General features: G+C 39.2%; 19 protein-coding genes and 1 pseudogene. 6 read left to right on the top strand and 14 right to left on the bottom strand.

All coding sequences use genetic code 11. The features are described from left to right. Positions 1-54: 54 nt before the first annotated feature. Both trxA and rho read left to right on the top strand, forming a co-directional pair. Positions 55-381, top strand: a complete 327-nt coding sequence (trxA, locus tag RMA94_RS04610; RefSeq protein ID WP_002054512.1) for a thioredoxin — start codon at positions 55-57, stop codon at positions 379-381. A gap of 322 nt (positions 382-703) precedes the next feature. Then, the gene (rho, locus tag RMA94_RS04605) at positions 704-1,972 is read left to right on the top strand and encodes a transcription termination factor Rho (protein ID WP_002117304.1); all 1,269 of its coding nucleotides are present in this window, start codon (positions 704-706) and stop codon (positions 1,970-1,972) included. A gap of 190 nt (positions 1,973-2,162) precedes the next feature. On the opposite strand, the gene RMA94_RS04600 is transcribed toward rho, so the two are convergent. Then, the gene (locus RMA94_RS04600) at positions 2,163-2,288 is read right to left on the bottom strand and encodes a hypothetical protein (RefSeq protein ID WP_002117184.1); all 126 of its coding nucleotides are present in this window, start codon (positions 2,286-2,288) and stop codon (positions 2,163-2,165) included. A gap of 94 nt (positions 2,289-2,382) precedes the next feature. Here RMA94_RS04600 and RMA94_RS04595 point away from each other — a divergent pair, with 94 nt between their 5' ends. Continuing rightward, entirely contained in the window at positions 2,383-2,625 is a 243-nt protein-coding gene (locus tag RMA94_RS04595; RefSeq protein WP_069035832.1) for a hypothetical protein, read from the top strand. Between the two features lie 164 nt (positions 2,626-2,789). Here the strand turns inward: RMA94_RS04595 and RMA94_RS04590 are convergent, their stop codons facing one another. The 3 genes from RMA94_RS04590 to pheS are packed head-to-tail and all read right to left on the bottom strand — an operon-like array spanning position 2,790 to position 6,477. Beyond that, on the bottom strand, positions 2,790-3,086 hold the full coding sequence (locus RMA94_RS04590; RefSeq protein WP_000126166.1) for an integration host factor subunit alpha: 297 nt from the start codon (positions 3,084-3,086) through the stop codon (positions 2,790-2,792). Continuing rightward, positions 3,083-5,464, bottom strand: a complete 2,382-nt coding sequence (gene pheT, locus RMA94_RS04585) for a phenylalanine--tRNA ligase subunit beta (RefSeq protein WP_311081995.1) — start codon at positions 5,462-5,464, stop codon at positions 3,083-3,085. The genes RMA94_RS04590 and pheT overlap by 4 nt, the downstream gene beginning before the upstream one ends. A gap of 32 nt (positions 5,465-5,496) precedes the next feature. After that, a complete protein-coding gene (gene pheS, locus RMA94_RS04580; protein ID WP_002117277.1) occupies positions 5,497-6,477 on the bottom strand; it encodes a phenylalanine--tRNA ligase subunit alpha in 981 nt (326 codons plus the stop codon). A gap of 158 nt (positions 6,478-6,635) precedes the next feature. On the opposite strand from pheS, the gene RMA94_RS04575 reads away from it, so the two are divergent. Next, positions 6,636-7,628, top strand: coding sequence for a hypothetical protein (locus RMA94_RS04575; protein WP_311082015.1), 993 nt, complete (start codon positions 6,636-6,638; stop codon positions 7,626-7,628). A 3-nt stretch (positions 7,629-7,631) separates the two neighbouring features. Here RMA94_RS04575 and RMA94_RS04570 read toward each other — a convergent pair whose 3' ends face one another. The 5 genes and pseudogenes from RMA94_RS04570 to RMA94_RS04550 form a co-directional block, all read right to left on the bottom strand. Further along, the gene (locus RMA94_RS04570) at positions 7,632-8,135 is read right to left on the bottom strand and encodes a GNAT family N-acetyltransferase (protein WP_161282891.1); all 504 of its coding nucleotides are present in this window, start codon (positions 8,133-8,135) and stop codon (positions 7,632-7,634) included. Positions 8,136-8,192: 57 nt separating this feature from the next. Beyond that, a complete protein-coding gene (locus RMA94_RS04565) occupies positions 8,193-8,750 on the bottom strand; it encodes an NADAR family protein (RefSeq protein WP_069036423.1) in 558 nt (185 codons plus the stop codon). Between the two features lie 92 nt (positions 8,751-8,842). Further along, complete coding sequence (rplT, locus tag RMA94_RS04560; protein WP_000124858.1) at positions 8,843-9,202, bottom strand: 50S ribosomal protein L20; 360 nt, start codon at positions 9,200-9,202, stop codon at positions 8,843-8,845. 11 nt (positions 9,203-9,213) lie between these two features. Beyond that, positions 9,214-9,408, bottom strand: a complete 195-nt coding sequence (rpmI, locus tag RMA94_RS04555) for a 50S ribosomal protein L35 (protein ID WP_002054552.1) — start codon at positions 9,406-9,408, stop codon at positions 9,214-9,216. Then, positions 9,396-9,610 (bottom strand): annotated as a pseudogene (locus RMA94_RS04550) (hypothetical protein). The gene rpmI and the pseudogene RMA94_RS04550 overlap by 13 nt, the downstream one beginning before the upstream one ends. A gap of 38 nt (positions 9,611-9,648) precedes the next feature. Here RMA94_RS04550 and nreB point away from each other — a divergent pair. Continuing rightward, positions 9,649-10,899: a nickel resistance MFS transporter NreB gene (gene nreB, locus RMA94_RS04545; RefSeq protein ID WP_032056076.1), complete on the top strand. Its 1,251-nt coding sequence runs from the start codon at positions 9,649-9,651 to the stop codon at positions 10,897-10,899. A 40-nt stretch (positions 10,900-10,939) separates the two neighbouring features. Here the strand turns inward: nreB and RMA94_RS04540 are convergent, their stop codons facing one another. The 4 genes from RMA94_RS04540 to thrS all read right to left on the bottom strand — a co-directional run bounded on the left by RMA94_RS04540 (position 10,940) and on the right by thrS (position 14,750). After that, positions 10,940-11,368: a YqaA family protein gene (locus RMA94_RS04540; protein ID WP_057077543.1), complete on the bottom strand. Its 429-nt coding sequence runs from the start codon at positions 11,366-11,368 to the stop codon at positions 10,940-10,942. A 53-nt stretch (positions 11,369-11,421) separates the two neighbouring features. Next, positions 11,422-12,042 carry a glutathione S-transferase N-terminal domain-containing protein gene (locus RMA94_RS04535; RefSeq protein ID WP_032056074.1) on the bottom strand — a complete coding sequence of 207 codons (621 nt, stop codon included), beginning with the start codon at positions 12,040-12,042 and terminating at the stop codon, positions 11,422-11,424. Positions 12,043-12,270: 228 nt separating this feature from the next. Then, positions 12,271-12,822 (bottom strand): translation initiation factor IF-3, encoded by a 552-nt coding sequence (infC, locus tag RMA94_RS04530; RefSeq protein WP_075383312.1) that lies wholly within the window; start codon positions 12,820-12,822, stop codon positions 12,271-12,273. Between the two features lie 5 nt (positions 12,823-12,827). Further along, entirely contained in the window at positions 12,828-14,750 is a 1,923-nt protein-coding gene (gene thrS, locus RMA94_RS04525) for a threonine--tRNA ligase (RefSeq protein WP_069122297.1), read from the bottom strand. A 393-nt stretch (positions 14,751-15,143) separates the two neighbouring features. Here thrS and RMA94_RS04520 point away from each other — a divergent pair, with 393 nt between their 5' ends. Continuing rightward, positions 15,144-16,781, top strand: a complete 1,638-nt coding sequence (locus RMA94_RS04520; RefSeq protein WP_311081994.1) for an acyl-CoA synthetase — start codon at positions 15,144-15,146, stop codon at positions 16,779-16,781. A 44-nt stretch (positions 16,782-16,825) separates the two neighbouring features. Here RMA94_RS04520 and yjgA read toward each other — a convergent pair whose 3' ends face one another. Continuing rightward, positions 16,826-17,362: a ribosome biogenesis factor YjgA gene (gene yjgA / locus RMA94_RS04515; RefSeq protein ID WP_130173180.1), complete on the bottom strand. Its 537-nt coding sequence runs from the start codon at positions 17,360-17,362 to the stop codon at positions 16,826-16,828. Between the last annotated feature and the right edge of the window lies 1 nt (position 17,363).

Genomic DNA, 17,363 nt, shown 5'->3' with positions numbered 1-17,363 from the left:
ATAGAGATAATTTCTCCTGTAATAGCACTTTTTTCTAAAAATTGGAGCCGTACCATGTCTGCGACTATTGTAAATACAACTGATGATAACTTCCAAGCAGATGTTTTAGATGCTGAAACCCCTGTACTTGTTGACTTCTGGGCAGGATGGTGTGCACCTTGTAAAGCGATCGCACCTGTTCTTGAAGACCTATCAAGTGAATATGCTGGTAAAGTAAAAATTGTTAAAGTTGATGTGACTTCTTGCGAAGATACAGCAGTGAAATACAACATCCGTAACATTCCTGCTTTACTACTTTTCAAAAATGGTGAAGTTGTAGCTCAACAAATTGGTGCTGTACCTCGCTCTAAACTTGTTAGCTTTATTGATGAAAACGTTTAAGTCAAAATGCTAAAAAAGAAAATACGCTATACTTTTTTATAGCGTATTTTTTTCGCCTATAAATTGACAAATTTGCTAGGCTGGCTTATATTGCATGCTCAAGAGGCACTGAAGGGAATCATCTTCGTCCGGCTTCTTACAAGACACAAACATAAAGATCGCCACTCGGCAACAGAAATTGTTTTTTCACATTTCTCTTCGAAACAATTAATCAGACTTCTGAATTGTTATTGTGTAAATACAATTGCGATAATCTTTTTTGTATGCGAGCGATTTTTCTCCTTTTTAAACCACACTCTACTCTTTCCTAATTCTGACCCTTATGAATTTAACTGAACTCAAGAAAAAACCAATCGGCGAACTAATTAAAATTGCTGAATTTATGGGCCTGGAAGGTATGGCTCGTAACAGAAAGCAAGATATTATTTTTGCCATTTTGAAACGCCATGCGATGAATGGCGAAGAAATTTTTGGTGACGGCGTTCTCGAAATTCTCTCTGATGGTTTTGGTTTTTTGCGTTCTGCCGCAGGTTCGTATTTAGCAGGTCCGGATGATATTTATGTGAGTCCTTCACAGATCCGACGCTTTAACTTGCGTACAGGTGATACCATCACAGGTACTATTCGCCCTCCAAAAGAAGGTGAGCGTTATTTTGCGTTGCTCAAAGTTAACCAGATTAACTATGACACGCCAGAAAATTCTCGAAATAAAATTTTATTTGAAAACTTAACCCCCCTTTTCCCGACCGAACAATTGGTTATGGAATTAGGTAATGGTACGACAGAAGACTTAACTGCTCGTGTCGTTGATTTAGTTGCGCCAATTGGTAAAGGCCAACGTTCTATTATTGTTGCACCGCCGAAAGCGGGTAAAACAATGTTACTTCAAAATATTGCTCAATCGATTGTTAGAAACAATCCAGAAGTATTCTTGATTGTTCTATTAATTGACGAACGTCCAGAAGAAGTAACTGAAATGGAGCGTACTGTTCGCGGTGAAGTTATTGCCTCAACATTTGATGAAGCACCGGCCCGCCATGTACAAGTTGCAGAAATGGTAATTGAAAAAGCTAAACGTCTTGTTGAACATAAAAAAGATGTTGTGATTCTTCTTGACTCTATTACCCGCCTTGCACGTGCTTACAACACAGTCATCCCGTCATCAGGCAAAGTGTTAACTGGTGGTGTAGACGCTCATGCATTAGAGCGCCCTAAACGTTTCTTCGGTGCTGCGCGTAATATCGAAGAAGGTGGTTCACTTACGATCATCTCTACTGCTTTGATTGAAACAGGCAGTAAAATGGATGATGTAATTTATGAAGAATTCAAAGGTACAGGTAACCAAGAGATTACGCTTGATCGCCGTATTGCTGAAAAACGTGTCTTCCCTGCTATGAATATCAAAAAATCTGGCACACGTCGTGAAGAGCGTTTAATGGATGAAGATAAATTACGTAAAGTATGGATCCTCCGTAAGCTACTTCACCCTATGGATGAGTTGGCAGCAATGGAATTCTTACTTGACCGTATGAAAGAAACCAAAACAAATGATGATTTCTTTGATCAAATGAAACGTAAAGCTTCAACTTAAGTGATTAAGCCTTCAAAAAAGCCACTCTTTTGAGTGGCTTTTTATTTGGTTGACAAGCTTTACACAAAAATACATTTTGCTTATTTTTATGTAAAATTATTTATAAGCTTTTGATAATAAATATTTTTGCATAAAAAAGCTTAGTTTTTTTAGTAGCTTATCTCTACCTTTTCCAATATATACGAGCTGATTAATTGTTTTTTTCTGTTAAAAAACAGTCTGTTTTTCTCTTTTTCATACGTTTTTTTGATAGACGACAGTAGTATTTCAGCATTTGCAATGATAGCATAGCGGCAGACCAGTTAGACTGCTCCATGCGTTGTTACCTAGCTACGTTTTAGGAATAATAAAAGCAAAACAGTCCAACTTAGGTTTTTTTAATCTCAAATCTTTTTTGTGAGAGTGATGCCATGTTATTCAAAAAATTCGCTGTTGCTGCTGCTGTTGCTGCTACTTTAGCTTTCGTTGGTTGTTCTAAGAAAGAAGAAGCTCCTGCTGCTGCTTCTGAAGCTGTAGCTGCTGCTTCTGAAGCTACTGCTGCTGCTTCTGAAGCAGCTGTAGCTGTTGACGCTGCTGCTGCTGAAACTGCTGCTGCTGCTTCTGACGTTGCTGCTGCTGCTTCTGACGTTGCTGCTGCTTCTGCTGCACAATAATCTATATTTTAGATTAGATAAAAAGAGGACATTTGTCCTCTTTTTTTATGTTTAAGTTTTGAGTTCTCAATATAATTTTTTTATTTATCAATATTTAAAAAATCAATATTGCTGCCAATTAAAATTATATAAAGCCATTTAAAAGTATAGGTAAAAAAAGCAGATCAATCGATCTGCTCATTTCCAACGCGTTGTCTAAACTTCTGACCCGCTCTGAAGGTCACTACCCTACGTGCTGAAATTGGAATTTCTTCACCTGTCTTAGGGTTACGTCCTGGGCGTTCGCGTTTATCTCTTAATTCGAAATTACCAAAACCAGAAAGCTTAACCTGCTCCCCTGCAATAAGCGCTTGGCTAATCTCGTCGAAGAACAACTCGACCATTTGTTTTGCTTCACGGCGATTTAAGCTGGTTAACTCACTTAAATGATCAGCCATGTCTGCTTTAGTTAATGCTGTCATGAGGCCCTCAATGTCGCTTGATAAGTGTTTTCCAACACTTGGATTATATTGTCCATACCAGATTTAATTTCAGCATCTTCAAGCGTACGTGAAGGATGTTGCCATAATAATGCAAACGCCAATGAGCGCTTACCTTCTTCGACACCCTGCCCCGTATACACATCGAATAACCATGTAGAGTCTAAAAGCTCTCCACCAGTTTTTTCGATTAACTGCTGAATATCTCTAACATTTATATTATCAGAGATTAAAAGCGCAATATCACGTCTAATCGAAGGAAAACGTGATAATTCTGTAAAATTAGATACATAAGATTGCAAAACGGCTGTTTGATTAAGTTCAGCAACCCAAGTTGTGCTTAAATCTAGCTCATTTTCTAAAGATGGATGCAGACGGCCTAAGTAACCAATTGATTGCCCATCAACTAAAATTTCAGCAGACTGCCCTGGATGCAACCATGCACGCTCTGAACGTAAATATTCAACTTTGACACGACCAGCAGCTAAAATCTCTTCAATCTCTCCTTTGAAGTCGAAGAAATCCATTGGTTGAGGCTTCACATGCCAAGATTCTGGTTGTTGCGAGCCAACGGCCACTAGAGCTAAAGTTGGAATCTGTTTTAGATCGTCAATACTCTTAGCATCTTGATAATCAAAACGAAGTCCTAATTCAAAGTAACGAACACGACTTTGTTGACGGTTGAGATTATATTGTACGCACGGGATTAAACTTGAAAGTAAAGTACTACGCATCGCAGCCAAATCACTTGAAATTGGATTTGCTAGCATTAACGGGTTTACTTGCGGGTTCAATTGTTTTTCAAGTTTTGCATCAGCAAAGCTAAAACTAATTGCTTCTTGATAGCCTAAAGTCACGATGGTTTGGCGTAACTCTGCAATTTCAAATCGGTCTTGATATTTAGCTAATTGAACATCCATGCTTGGTAAGCTAATTTGGATATTGTCATAACCATCAATACGTGCCACTTCTTCAATTAAGTCTTGATAAATAGCCATGTCATAGCGATGTGATGGAGGTACTACATTCCACTCACCTTCAGCTTTAACAGTTACTTCACACCCTAGTCGAGTTAAAGCATCTGCAATGAAATCAGCCGTCAATTGATATCCCAACAATTGGTCTACCTGAGCTTGTTTCAGTTCAATTGCTTCACGCTTTGGTAAAATTTCAGTTTTTTCAGCCACAGTAATTGGACCAAATTCACCACCTGCCAACTCTTGAATAAGCTGCGAAGCACGGTTCATGGCAATCAACGGCAACTCAAAATCTACACCACGTTCATAACGCTGTGAAGAATCAGTATGCAAGCCAAAACGACGAGCACGTCCAGCAATAGCAAGTGGCGCGAAGAATGCACTTTCTAGGAAAATGTCAGTTGTGTCATCAGTTACGCTTGATGCTAAACCCCCCATAATTCCGGCAATTGCCAAAGCTTTCTGATCATCAGCAATCACCATTATATCTTCTTGCAACTCAACTTCTTGATCATTAAGAAGTTGTAGTTTTTCTTGTGGCTGAGCTTGACGCACATGTACAGTCCCTTCGATTTTAGCTAAATCGAAAGCATGCATTGGCTGACCCAGTTCCATAAGGACATAGTTCGTCACATCAACCAAAATACTGTGCGTGCGAATTCCTGAACGAGCTAAAGCCTGCTCCATCCACTCAGGAGTAGCAGCTTTTACATTAACGTTTTTAATTACACGTCCTAAGTAGCGTGGAGCACCTTCAGTGCTGATCACTACTTTCTTCTCATCAGCAATTGTCGCATCAACTGATTTGATTTCAGGTTCATTCATTTGCAGCTTATTAATAACTGCAATTTCACGGGCAATACCACGGATACTGAAACAGTCACCACGGTTTGGCGTAATACTGATATCAATGACATGATCGTCAAGTTTGAGGTATTCGCGGATATTTACTCCTACTGGAGCATCATCTGGTAGTTCGAGCAAACCATCGATTTTATCTTCAAGATCGATTTCAGAAGCACCACAAAGCATGCCTTGTGACTCAACTCCACGAAGTTTACCTTTTTTGATCTTGAAATCACCCGGTAATACAGCACCAATACTTGCCACTGGCGCTTTCATGCCAGCGCGAACATTCGGTGCCCCACAAACAATTTGTAAAGGCTCGCCAGAACCAATATTCACTGTCGTTACACGCAAACGATCTGCATCAGGGTGTTGCTCAACTGTTAAAACTTCGCCGACCACAACACCAGTAAATGGCTTGGCAACAGGTGCAAGTTCATCAACTTCAAGACCAAGCATCGTTAACTGATCAGACAATGTTTCACTATCAATTGCTGGGTTAACCCATGTGCGTAGCCAATTTTCGCTAATCTTCATCTTTATAAACCTTTTTTAATCCTGAAAAATTGTTAGGCAAATTGGCGTAAGAAACGCACATCATTTTGATAGAACATACGCAAATCATTAATGCCATAACGCAACATTGCAAAACGCTCTACCCCTAAACCAAAAGCAAAGCCTTTGTATTTATCAGGATCAATACCCGCAGCACGCAATACATTTGGATGCACCATGCCACAGCCTAATACTTCTAACCAACGTCCACGCTCATCCATAATATCTACTTCTGCACTAGGCTCTGTAAATGGGAAATATGAAGGGCGGAAACGTACTTTTAAATCTTTCTCAAAAAACTCATTCAGTAGGTTGATCAATAAACCTTTTAATTCAGCAAAGCTTGTGTTCTCAGCAACGTATAAACCTTCGATCTGATGGAACATTGGCGAATGCGTTTGATCCGAATCACAACGGTAAACACGGCCAGGGCATACGATACGAATTGGCGGCTCACTCGTCTCCATTGTACGAATCTGTACCCCAGAGGTATGCGTACGTAGCAAGTGAGTGGCATCAAAGTAGAAAGTATCGTGCATAGCACGTGCCGGATGGTGACCAGGAATATTTAATGCTTCGAAATTGTGATAGTCATCTTCAACTTCTGGACCGGTTGCAACTGTAAAACCAGCTTTAGTGAAGAACTGACAAATTCGCTCTTGTACCTGAGTAACAGGATGAACTGTACCAATACGTTGACCACGGCCCGGCAATGTAATATCAATCGTTTCACTTGCTAGCTTTTGTGCAAGTGCTGCCTGTTGTAGTGCCGCTTGACGCTCTGTTAATGCAGTATTAATTGTTTCTCGAACAGCATGAATCGCAGCACCTTGTACTTTGCGTTCTTCAGGGTCCATTTTCCCTAATGCTTTCGATTGTTCTGCAAGCTGGCTTTTTTTCCCTGTAAATTGCACACGCACCTGATCAAGTGCAACAAGGTCTTGAGCTGCTGCAATGGCAGCAAGCGCTTCTGTGGTCAGGGCTTCCAGTGACATATTAACTCTCAAAGCAACAAATTTAAAAAATATAATAAAACACTGCATTCTAACAGTTTTTCATCGAATTGATGAAGTTTATCCATCATGAAAAATGTATTAGGCAACAAAAAGATAAAACGTATAAGATAGTAGCATCGTCAATGAGATCAACTATTATGGCGCTTAATCAGATTTGGAAACAACAACTTACGCTTGTGACATATGGTAATGAATACCTCCGTCAGAATTTAAGCTTTAACCAATGGCGACAACATCATATTTTCGACCATCATAGTTTTCAGTTTCGTGACTTAACTTCTCAACATTTGTTGGCCCAACACTTCCAAGTTTGGCTAGAAGCATTAAAAAAACAAGGTACCTCAAAGCTCAGCTTACATTTATCAAGCCTTCTCAATGAAGAGCAAAATCCAAACAGTAATGTCGAGCTCTTACCTTATACTCATTTTATCGTGAGTCATCAGAATGATAAGAAATTTGCTTGGATTTTTGGCCATGAGCTTGCCGAATGGTATAACAATGATAATGAGTTTGAAGCCCCTGGCTCACAAACCTGTGAGCTTCGTTTAGAAACTTTCTGGCGTTTTGAACTCAATGAAAAATTATCAAAAAAAATTGAAGCTGATTTAAAAAATCCGCCATGGCAAGAAATAGCTGATTTTATGGATAGTGAATTATTTCGTAGTAAATATGCAGCAGGCTTTGAGGAACCAGAACTTCAAAATGCTCTTTTTGATGGTACGAACATTAAAAGCTTAGAGCCAAAACTTGCATTAATTCCAGAGAATTATCCCGCAGATTATGCCCATCAACTTTTATCTCGTACTCAAGCATTAGCTGATTATTTAGAACAAAAGAAACGCCTTGCAAATGATTCTTTGGGAGAAGAACTAGACCAAGAGCAACTCATCAATTTAAGAAACTTTACACAAAAAACTGATGATTTGTTTGCCAAGCTTATTGTAAAAGTTGCCAACCATTATCAGACAGCCCAGATGGTGCCTGTAGTTAAATCATCTCCATTTGAGCAATCAAATGAAAATCCACAGCATCTCAAATCTCAGCCCCATAAAGGTACTGGTTCAGGCGTTATTAAACTGGTTATTCTAACGATTATTATTTGTGCTTTGGCTTATTATTTTGGACTTTAAAGATTAGAGTTCCCATTGATAAAATAACTCTGTTATTTCGGGGCCGAACTCAGGTAGTTCGGCTTCCCCAATTAATTTAGCTCCCATTTTTTCGTAGAAGAAACGACTTGGATTTTTATTAAAAACTTCTAAGCGAATAAAACTGTATCCTTGATTTAAAGCGTATTGGTAGAACTTTTGAAATAACTCACGTCCCATGCCTTGCTTTTGAACTTCTTTTAAAAGATAAAAAGCCATAATTTCAGCAATATTATTTTCTGGGTTTAAATAACCATCGAGAAAGCCTTTCACTGCCCCATTTTCAGTATAGACAAATAACTTGTGATCAGGGCTTTTTGCTATTTCTTTCCATAATAACTCCTTATCTAGGATTTTAAGCTCATCTAATATTTCTTGCTTAATTATACCTGTATAGGTTTCTTTCCACCCCTGTACATGTACTTCTGCAATAGATAATGCATCCTTAAGTGATGCTATACGAATATCCATGTCATTTAATGATTTCAATTTACTTCCCTCACGTCACTACTTTTAAAGTGAAGCATTGATTGGTCTCACACCAACCTACTCAGTTAAAAGTAGCCCTCGAACATGCATTAAAGCAAAACCCAACAAATTTAGTCCTTGCCATAGAGATGGATCTTGAATATGTGGATGGTCCTGCGCCATACCAATTCCCCAAATTTTATCGACTGGAGATGCTTCAACTAAAATACGGTCTTTCGTTGCTAATAAGAATTTCTTCAACTCAGGATGCTGTGAGAATTTGGCAAAATTCGCCTGCACCACTATATCAAAACGGTTCTCTCGCCATATCTGTTCGTCATAATTACGTACTTTGCGGCCGAGTTGCTTTGCTTCATTCGGATGTTTAACTTGCAAAATCTGTGCAAAAATTTTTTCATCATTAAATAATTTTGCTTTTTGCACCATCATATAGTGCTCAGCAGTAAAGTACTCAACACCCTCAATTTCAAATTGCGCAGGAAACCACTGGCTAAAACAGCTTTTATCAACAATATCAACTTTCTTAGGAGTATGTCCCCAGAAATATAGATATTTGAACTGGTGACCTTGCTGTACTTTTTGAATTAAATCATTAAGAAATTTTTCGTCTTTCATCTTTTATCTCTGATTGTTATCTCTTTTTAAAATAGAACCGCTAAAAATAAAAAAGACCGCTAAAAAGCGGCCTCTTTTTTGAATCTCTAAGCTTATGCAGCTAATGCACCTTTAGCTTTTTCAGCTAAAGCAGCAAATGCTACTGCATCATGCATAGCGATGTCAGCTAATACGCGACGGTCGATGATCACTTGAGCTTTTTTCAAGCCATCGATCATACGGCTGTAAGACAAACCATTTTGACGAGCACCAGCATTGATACGCGCAATCCATAGAGCACGGAATTGACGTTTCTTTTGACGGCGGTCACGGTAAGCGTATTGACCAGCTTTGATTACCGCTTGGAACGCTACGCGGTAAACGCGTGAACGAGCACCATAGTAACCTTTAGCGCGAGCAAGAATTTTTTTGTGACGACGATGAGCCACTACACCACGTTTTACACGAGCCATTTATAATCTCCTTAGATGTATGGGCACATACGACGAACTGAATTCATGTCAGAAACATGAACCATTACACAGCCGCGTAATTGACGGATACGTTTAGCAGATTTTTTGGTCAAAATGTGGCGCTTGAATGCTTGTTTGCGCTTAAAACCGTTTGCAGTCGCTTTGAAGCGTTTAGCTGCACCACGGCGAGTTTTTAACTTAGCCATAGTAACCTCTTTTGGGCACCTGTTCGGCACGATCGCACCATTGCAAAATCGACCTGCAGGTAAGGAAGCGCGTATTTTATAGCAACCTGAGCAAAATTAAAACTATTAGTTACTGTTTTTATGAGTGCAAAGAAAGACTTTTTTCACCTTTCATAGTGTCAGCAATATCAATAATAAATAAAGCGCCTGTGCTTTTTTCCATTTATAATACGATCAAATTATCAACATACGATATTCCTAATGCAGAAACATGATGCATTTGCTGCCTTACGCTACAGAGATTTCTCAATTGTTACGATTAATCAATTTTGCTTAACTTTAGCAATTCTGATTCAAGAAATTATTGTTGCCTACTCACTCTATCAAATCACCAAAGACCCTCTGACTCTAGGTTTAATTGGACTCGCAGAAGCCATCCCTTTTATTGCTCTTTCTCTTTGGGGTGGCTATTTTGCAGATAGATTTAATAAACAGATTATTATGAAAATCTGTTTGTTTTTCTCGGTTCCTCTTCCTTTAGTGCTGTGGTCGTTGTTCCATCTGCATGGTTTAGGTCATATCAGCGTAAATTTCCTTTCTTGGGGTATTTATGCGGTTATTTTTGGCTTAGGTACAATTCGTGGTTTTTACAATCCTTCTGCAACATCTTTAAAACCATTTTTGATTCCTCGTGAACTGTATGCAAATGGAGCAACATGGACGACGATCGGTTGGCAAAGTGGTGTAATTATCGGGCCAATGCTTGGTGGTTTCATGCTTGCCTATTTAGGCCGAGAAACAAGTCTATTTAGTGTTGCAGTTTTACTTGGTATTTGTTTTATCTTAATTAACCTATTGCATAAGCGTAGTTTTCCTAAAATTGAAACTGCTAATGTTTTAGAAAGTTTAGGAGATGGTTTCCGTTTTATCTGGAAAACTAAAATTGTTCTTTGGGCAATTTCTCTTGATTTAGCTTCTGTTTTATTTGGTGGAGTCATCGCATTATTACCAATTTTCGCAGAAGATATCTTAAAAGTCGGTCCAGAAGGACTGGGATATTTGCGTGCGGCACCATCTATTGGAGCGCTCGTCACTATGATTGCTTTGACTCGCTTCCCACCAACTCAGCATGCATGGCGTAACATGCTACTTGCTGTTGCAGGATTTGGTGTTTTCACGATTCTTTTCGCGTTCTCAAATAACATGTGGTTATCACTATTTGCGTTGGCTATGACAGGCGCTTGTGACAGTATTTCAGTTGTGGTTAGACAAACCATTTTGCAAATTTTTCCACCAGAAAATATGCGTGGTCGCGTTGCTGCCGTAAATGGCATGTTCGTTTCATCAAGTAATGAGCTTGGTGCATTTGAGTCAGGTTTAGCAGCTAAATATTTAGGAACGATTGCAGCAACTATTTTTGGTGGTTGTATGACACTTGCAGTGGTCACATTTTGTTGGCTAAAAACCAATGACCTATTTAAAGTCGATATTACTAAAAGCTCAGAAGACTAATTAAACCATTTTAATAAAAGCATCTTCAGATGCTTTTATTTTAGATAAAATCTGTAATCACCCAATAAATAAAAATATAACGCCCTGCTTTAGCAATCAAAACGATAATTAAAAAGCGCCAAAAATTTTCTTTGAATAAACCCGCAACTAAAGTAATTGGGTCACCAATCACAGGTGTCCAACTTAGCAGCAACGAATAAAACCCATATTTATGATAAAAACGCTGAGCTTGTTCTAAACGTTTTTCAGAAACTGGGAACCACTTTTTGTGTTTAAACTGCTCTATTTTTAAACCAAGCCACCAGTTCACACACGAGCCCAGTACATTTCCGAAAGTAGCGATAGAAATTAGAAGGAAAGCAGAATATTCTTTTTTTAATAATAAGGTGGCGAGCACAGCCTCTGATTGTAATGGTAATAATGTAGCCGCCCCAAACGCGCTCAAAAAAAGTAAAAAGTAACTTAGCATATTAAATTAGACCAAATCACCTTTCACTTTATTCATTAGGCTACCAATAAGAATTAGATGACTTTGATTGATAATGCTTTTTGTACCGCAGGACGTGCCGTTAAACGTACAACATATTCTTGTACATAAGGATAATCTTCTAATTGAATACCCTGCCATTCATAGCGCAAGATCCAGGGTAAAATTGCCATATCAGCAATCGAGTATTCACCTGCAACAAACTTCTGACCAATAAGCTGTTTGTTTAATACACCATATAAACGTTTAGTCTCATTTACATACCGGTCTATAGCGTAGGGAATTTTTTCTGGTGCAAAGCGGTTAAAATGATGATTCTGCCCAAGCATAGGCCCTAGCCCACCCATTTGCCACATGAGCCATTGTTCAACTTCAACTCGTTCTTGCTCATCAGTTGGATAAAATAATCCAGTTTTTCGACCTAGATATTGCAAGATAGCGCCTGATTCAAATATTGAAATTGGCTCACCACGAGGTCCATCTTGGTCAACAATTGCCGGAATTTTATTATTTGGAGAAATTCTCAGAAAGTCTGGTTGAAATTGATCATTTTCTAAAATATTGATTGGGTAAAGAGTGTAGTCCAGTCCCATTTCTTCTAAGGCAATTGTGATTTTATGTCCATTGGGAGTTCCCCAATAATATAGATCAATCATTCTATTTTCCTATTCATCGTTATCATGACTGCGTCTTGCGTTATAGCATGTTTTAAGAGGGACGATGAGATTTCCAACACTAAAAAATACATAAAATTCAAGAATTGAATTTCTTTCAAAATATAGCAACTGTCTTAAATCAAACTGAATAGATAAAAGTTAAATCATCTTTTTTTATTATGATAAGGATATAAAAAAGCACTGCTTTTGCAGTGCTTTTTTTGAGTATTACTTTTTCTTTTTCGGTCCAAGTAACATACCCATTTGACGGCCTTCCATTTTAGGTGCTTGTTCCACAACCCCAAACTCAGCGACATCCGCTTCAATTTTTTGTAATTGAGCTAAGCCAAGTTGTTGGTGAGCCATTTCACGACCACGGAAACGTAAAGTGATTTTCACTTTGTTTCCTTCTTCAAGGAATTTCAAAATAGCACGAAGCTTAACTTGATAATCACCAACATCAGTTGCAGGGCGCAGTTTGATTTCCTTCACTTGCACTTGATGCTGTTTTTTCTTCGCATCTTTTTGCTTCTGCTTAAGGTCAAACAAGTGCTTGTTGTAATCCATAATTTTACAAACAGGCGGCTCGGCGTTTGCAACGATCTCAACTAGGTCAAGATCTGCCTCTTCAGCAGCGCGCAGTGCTTCATTTAATGAAACAATTCCTTTTTGCTCACCGTCAGCACCAACGAGGCGTACTTCTTTTGCACGGATCTCGTCGTTAATTGCTGGACGGTTGCTTTTTGCACCTTGTTGTTGGTTACGGTCAGGCTGTTTAATCTTTCTTACTCCACAATATACCGGCCACGTTCGGCGACGGCAGACTTCACTAAGTCAATGAATGCATCTACTGACATAGTACCTAAATTTTTTCCTGAGCGGGTACGCACATTCACTGTACCTTCTTCAACTTCTCGATCACCAAGAACTAATAGGTAAGGAATACGCTCTAGAGTACGCTCACGAATCTTAAATCCGATTTTTTCATTTCTCAAGTCAGAAATAGCACGAAGGCCATTTTCTTTGAGTTTTGCTACGACTTTCTCACAAGCTTCAGCTTGAGAGTCCGTAATATTCATGACACAAGCTTGTAACGGCGACAACCAAGGTGGCATGAAACCAGCGTAGTGTTCAATTAGTATACCAATAAAACGCTCAAAACTACCAAGAATTGCACGATGCAACATCACAGGCTGATCACGATCATTGTCTTCAGTCACATAAGACGCATCTAAACGTTCTGGTAAGTTGAAGTCACACTGAATAGTACCACACTGCCATACACGTCCGAGACAGTCTTTCAATGAGAATTCAATTTTCGGACCGTAGAACGCGCCTTCACCAGGTTGTAATTCCCATTCGAGACCCGCTGCATCTAAAGCATCTGCTAAAGATTTTTCAGCCATATCCCAAAGTGCATCATCACCCACACGTTTTTCTGGACGTGTAGAAAGTTTCATTTGCACTTCTTCAAAGCCAAAATCTTTATAAACTTCTAAAGTCAGCTTAATAAAGTCTGCAACTTCTTGACCGATCTGTTCTTTAGTACAGAAAATATGTGCGTCATCTTGTGTAAAGCCACGTACACGCATAATGCCGTGTAAAGAACCTGATGGTTCGTTACGATGACAAGAACCAAACTCTGCTAAACGAATCGGTAAATCACGGTAAGACTTCAAACCTTGGTTGAACACTTGCACGTGACATGGGCAGTTCATTGGCTTAACGGCATAGTTACGATTCTCAGAATGAGTTGTAAACATGTTGTCAGCATAGTTCGCCGCATGACCTGATTTTTCCCACAGTGTAAAATCTACAATTTGTGGTGTTTTAATCTCAAGGTAACCGTTGTCTTGCTGAACTTTACGCATGTATTGTTCAAGTACTTGGTAAATAGTCCAGCCATTTGGATGCCAGAACACCATACCTGGTGCTTCTTCTTGCATATGGAACAAGTCTAAAGCTTTACCAATTTTACGATGGTCACGCTTTTCAGCTTCTTCGATACGTTTGATGTATGCAGCGAGCTGTTTTTTGTCTGCCCAAGCTGTACCATAAATACGTTGAAGCTGTTCGTTCTTCGCATCACCACGCCAGTATGCACCAGAGATTTTAGTGAGCTTGAACGATTTTAAGAATTTGGTATTCGGTACGTGCGGACCACGACACATATCCAAATAATCTTGATGGTAGTACAAGCCCATTTGTGTTTCTTCAGGCATGTCTGCAATCAAGCGTAATTTGTATTCTTCGCCACGCGCAGTAAATTCAGCAATAACTTCATCACGTGGTGTCATTTTTTTAACGACATCGTAATCTTGATCGATGAGCTTTTTCATACGCTCTTCGATAGCTGCCATATCATCCAAGGTAAAAGGACGTGGCATCCAGATGTCGTAGTAAAAACCTTCTTCAATGACTGGACCAATCACCATCTTGGCTTCCGGGAAAAGCTGTTTAACAGCATGCCCTACAAGGTGTGCACAAGAGTGGCGAATAATTTCAAGACCTTCCTCATCTTTTGGAGTGATAATTTGTAAGGTCGAATCTTCGGTAATTAAGTCACATGCATCAACTAAGCGATCATTTACACGGCCAGCAACAGTATTTTTTGCTAGACCAGGCCCGATACTTTGGGCAACGTCCATAACAGATACAGCGTGATCAAAACTCTTTTGATCGCCATTTGGCAATGTGATAATTGGCATAAAAAAATCCTTAAGGAGTGATGCCCTATACGAAGGAGCATTTCACCGCGAGATTATGATCGAGGCGAACCTCAAAATATAAAAACGGTGTAAATCAAAGTTAAAAAACCTGAAAGATTTTACACTTGTTCAAGCAATGTGAAAACCTTTGAGTCCATAAAATCATAAATACATTTTGCTTATCACGTAAACAGCAATAAATGACTTAAAAAATATATTGAGATGATTTTTAAACATGTTTAACACAAGTGGTTTAAGATGAAGAAAATAGCATTTCTGCTCATTTTTTGACTGGAGGGTATCGCTCTTTAAGACTAAAGCATAGATGCTTTGATTAATATTAAATCATATGTTCAAAGAATGAATTAAAAATAGAACACGGAGTTGTTTCACATGGTTAGTGCTTATGATGAGTTACCACGTACACCCGCAAACTTTGTTGCATTATCACCTCTACGCTACCTAGAGCGTGCGGCTTATATTTACCCAGATCAAGCTTCAATTATTCATGGTAAGCGCCAAATTTCATGGAAAGAAACTTACCAACGTTGTTGCCAATTTGCATCTCAGCTCAAGCAACTGGGAATTGAGAAAAATGATACGGTATCTGTCTTATTGCCAAATATTCCAGCCATGATTGAAGCACATTTTGCAGTTCCTATGGCTGGTGCGGTACTTAATACTCTCAATACACGTTTAGATGCAAAAACAATCGCTTTCATGTTGGAACATGCTGAAAGTAAAGTACTGTTGGTTGACCCTGAATTTGTGAATTTAGCAAGAGAGGCCCTCTCACTTATTCCGAATCAACACATTATTGTGATTGATGTAGCTGATACAGAATATGAAGGCGAAAATCAGTTTTTAGGTTCTTTTGAATATGAAGAGTGGATCGCTCAAGGCGATATTAACTTCTCTTGGCATTTACCAGAAGACGAATGGGATGCGATTAGCTTAAATTACACATCTGGCACTACAGGTAATCCCAAAGGCGTGGTCTATCATCATCGCGGGGCTTATCTTAACGCTGCAAGCAATATCTTGGCTTGTGGAATGAAACCGCGTGCTGTGTATTTATGGACACTCCCCCTCTTTCATTGTAATGGCTGGTGTTTTGCATGGAGTATAGCAGCAAGTGGTGGAACCAATATTTGTTTACGCAAAGTCGATCCAGAATTAGTCATGCAATTGATTGCAGCCCATAAAGTTGATTATTTCTGTGGTGCACCTATTGTTCTTTCAATGATTCTTAACTTACCTAAAGAAAAACAAACGGACTTTGATCACCATGTTGAAGTCATGGTTGCCGGGGCAGCTCCACCTGTTGCCATTATTGAAGGGATGCGAAACATGGGGATTAACGTAAACCATGTATATGGCCTAACAGAAACTTATGGGCCTTCTGCACTATGCGCTTCTCAATCTGGATGGAATGAGCTATCAATTGCTGAACAAGCCCAACTTCATTCCCGTCAAGGCGTACCCTACCCATTACAAGACAGCATGCGTGTATTAGATCCCGAGACTATGGAACCTGTGCCTAATGATGGTCAAACCATGGGAGAAATCATGTTCCGTGGCAATATTGTCATGAAAGGCTATTTGAAGAATCCTAAAGCGACTCAAGAAGCCTTTGCTGGAGGATGGTTTCACACGGGCGACTTAGCTGTTTGTCACCCAGATGGTTATGCAAAAATTACTGATCGTTCAAAAGACATCATTATTTCAGGTGGAGAAAACATTTCATCTTTAGAAGTAGAAGATGTGTTGTATAAACACCCTGCTGTATTAACCGCTGCGGTAGTCGCCAAACCCGATGCGCGCTGGCAAGAAGTACCATGCGCGTTTATTGAATTAAAGATGGGTACTACAGCAACGCCTGAAGAAATCATTGCACACTGCCAAAAAGAATTAGCGCGCTTTAAAGTGCCTAAAGATGTGGTTATTACAGAAATTCCAAAAACATCTACAGGTAAATTACAGAAATTTATCTTGCGTGAATGGGCAAAAGAACGGGCTGAAAATGTATAAATAAAAAAGCGACGCCTTGAGCGTCGCTTTTTATGGAAAAGCATTTAGCCTTGATCAGACAATAGAGCAATTTGCTGCACATAGTTTACAAATTTACCTTTTGATGCCTCAAGCTCTGCCTCACTCAATTGTTGACTCTTATCACGGTTGATTCTCAACACATGCTGACGCAAGGTGTGACGCTCCGATGCATTATAAATTTTACTAAATTCATTAATTGCAGGGTCGCCTTGTTCGATCATACGATCAACCCAACGCATCAATTGAGCCTGCTTTTTTGCGCCTTGCTGCGGAGTTAAATAAGACAAAATAACGGTCTCATCTTCATTACGCAATAATTTACCAATACGTTGAAACTGACGACGACGAGCTTCAAAAGAACTAATGTTCTGTACTTCCATTAACGCATCAATTAAACGTTCATCAACTGGGAGTTTTTGAATCTGTTTAACAGAAAGTTGTGCTAATTGCTCACCTAAAGCAGCCATACGTTGAACTGCTTTTTTCTGTTCTGTTTTACTTGCACGTCCTTCTAAAGAGCCAAAATCTTCTTCAGTATAACGTTGGGGACGACGTGCCACG

Source organism: Acinetobacter sp. V115_6 (assembly GCF_031799025.1).
In the GTDB taxonomy this organism is placed as follows: domain Bacteria; phylum Pseudomonadota; class Gammaproteobacteria; order Pseudomonadales; family Moraxellaceae; genus Acinetobacter; species Acinetobacter pittii.
Note: the sequence above shows the minus strand (reverse complement) of the source record. Positions and strands in the feature narration are given on the sequence as shown.

Excerpts from the sequence above, each read along its gene's own strand:
- trxA (WP_002054512.1), top strand. The coding sequence starts at position 55 with ATGTCTGCGACTATTGTAAATACAACTGATGATAACTTCCAAGCAGAT.
- rho (WP_002117304.1), top strand. The coding sequence starts at position 704 with ATGAATTTAACTGAACTCAAGAAAAAACCAATCGGCGAACTAATTAAA.
- RMA94_RS04600 (WP_002117184.1), bottom strand. The coding sequence starts at position 2,288 with ATGGAGCAGTCTAACTGGTCTGCCGCTATGCTATCATTGCAAATGCTG.
- RMA94_RS04595 (WP_069035832.1), top strand. The coding sequence starts at position 2,383 with ATGTTATTCAAAAAATTCGCTGTTGCTGCTGCTGTTGCTGCTACTTTA.
- RMA94_RS04590 (WP_000126166.1), bottom strand. The coding sequence starts at position 3,086 with ATGACAGCATTAACTAAAGCAGACATGGCTGATCATTTAAGTGAGTTA.
- pheT (WP_311081995.1), bottom strand. The coding sequence starts at position 5,464 with ATGAAGATTAGCGAAAATTGGCTACGCACATGGGTTAACCCAGCAATT.
- pheS (WP_002117277.1), bottom strand. The coding sequence starts at position 6,477 with ATGTCACTGGAAGCCCTGACCACAGAAGCGCTTGCTGCCATTGCAGCA.
- RMA94_RS04575 (WP_311082015.1), top strand. The coding sequence starts at position 6,636 with ATGGCGCTTAATCAGATTTGGAAACAACAACTTACGCTTGTGACATAT.
- RMA94_RS04565 (WP_069036423.1), bottom strand. The coding sequence starts at position 8,750 with ATGAAAGACGAAAAATTTCTTAATGATTTAATTCAAAAAGTACAGCAA.
- rplT (WP_000124858.1), bottom strand. The coding sequence starts at position 9,202 with ATGGCTCGTGTAAAACGTGGTGTAGTGGCTCATCGTCGTCACAAAAAA.
- rpmI (WP_002054552.1), bottom strand. The coding sequence starts at position 9,408 with ATGGCTAAGTTAAAAACTCGCCGTGGTGCAGCTAAACGCTTCAAAGCG.
- nreB (WP_032056076.1), top strand. The coding sequence starts at position 9,649 with ATGCAGAAACATGATGCATTTGCTGCCTTACGCTACAGAGATTTCTCA.
- RMA94_RS04540 (WP_057077543.1), bottom strand. The coding sequence starts at position 11,368 with ATGCTAAGTTACTTTTTACTTTTTTTGAGCGCGTTTGGGGCGGCTACA.
- RMA94_RS04535 (WP_032056074.1), bottom strand. The coding sequence starts at position 12,042 with ATGATTGATCTATATTATTGGGGAACTCCCAATGGACATAAAATCACA.
- thrS (WP_069122297.1), bottom strand. The coding sequence starts at position 14,750 with ATGCCAATTATCACATTGCCAAATGGCGATCAAAAGAGTTTTGATCAC.
- RMA94_RS04520 (WP_311081994.1), top strand. The coding sequence starts at position 15,144 with ATGGTTAGTGCTTATGATGAGTTACCACGTACACCCGCAAACTTTGTT.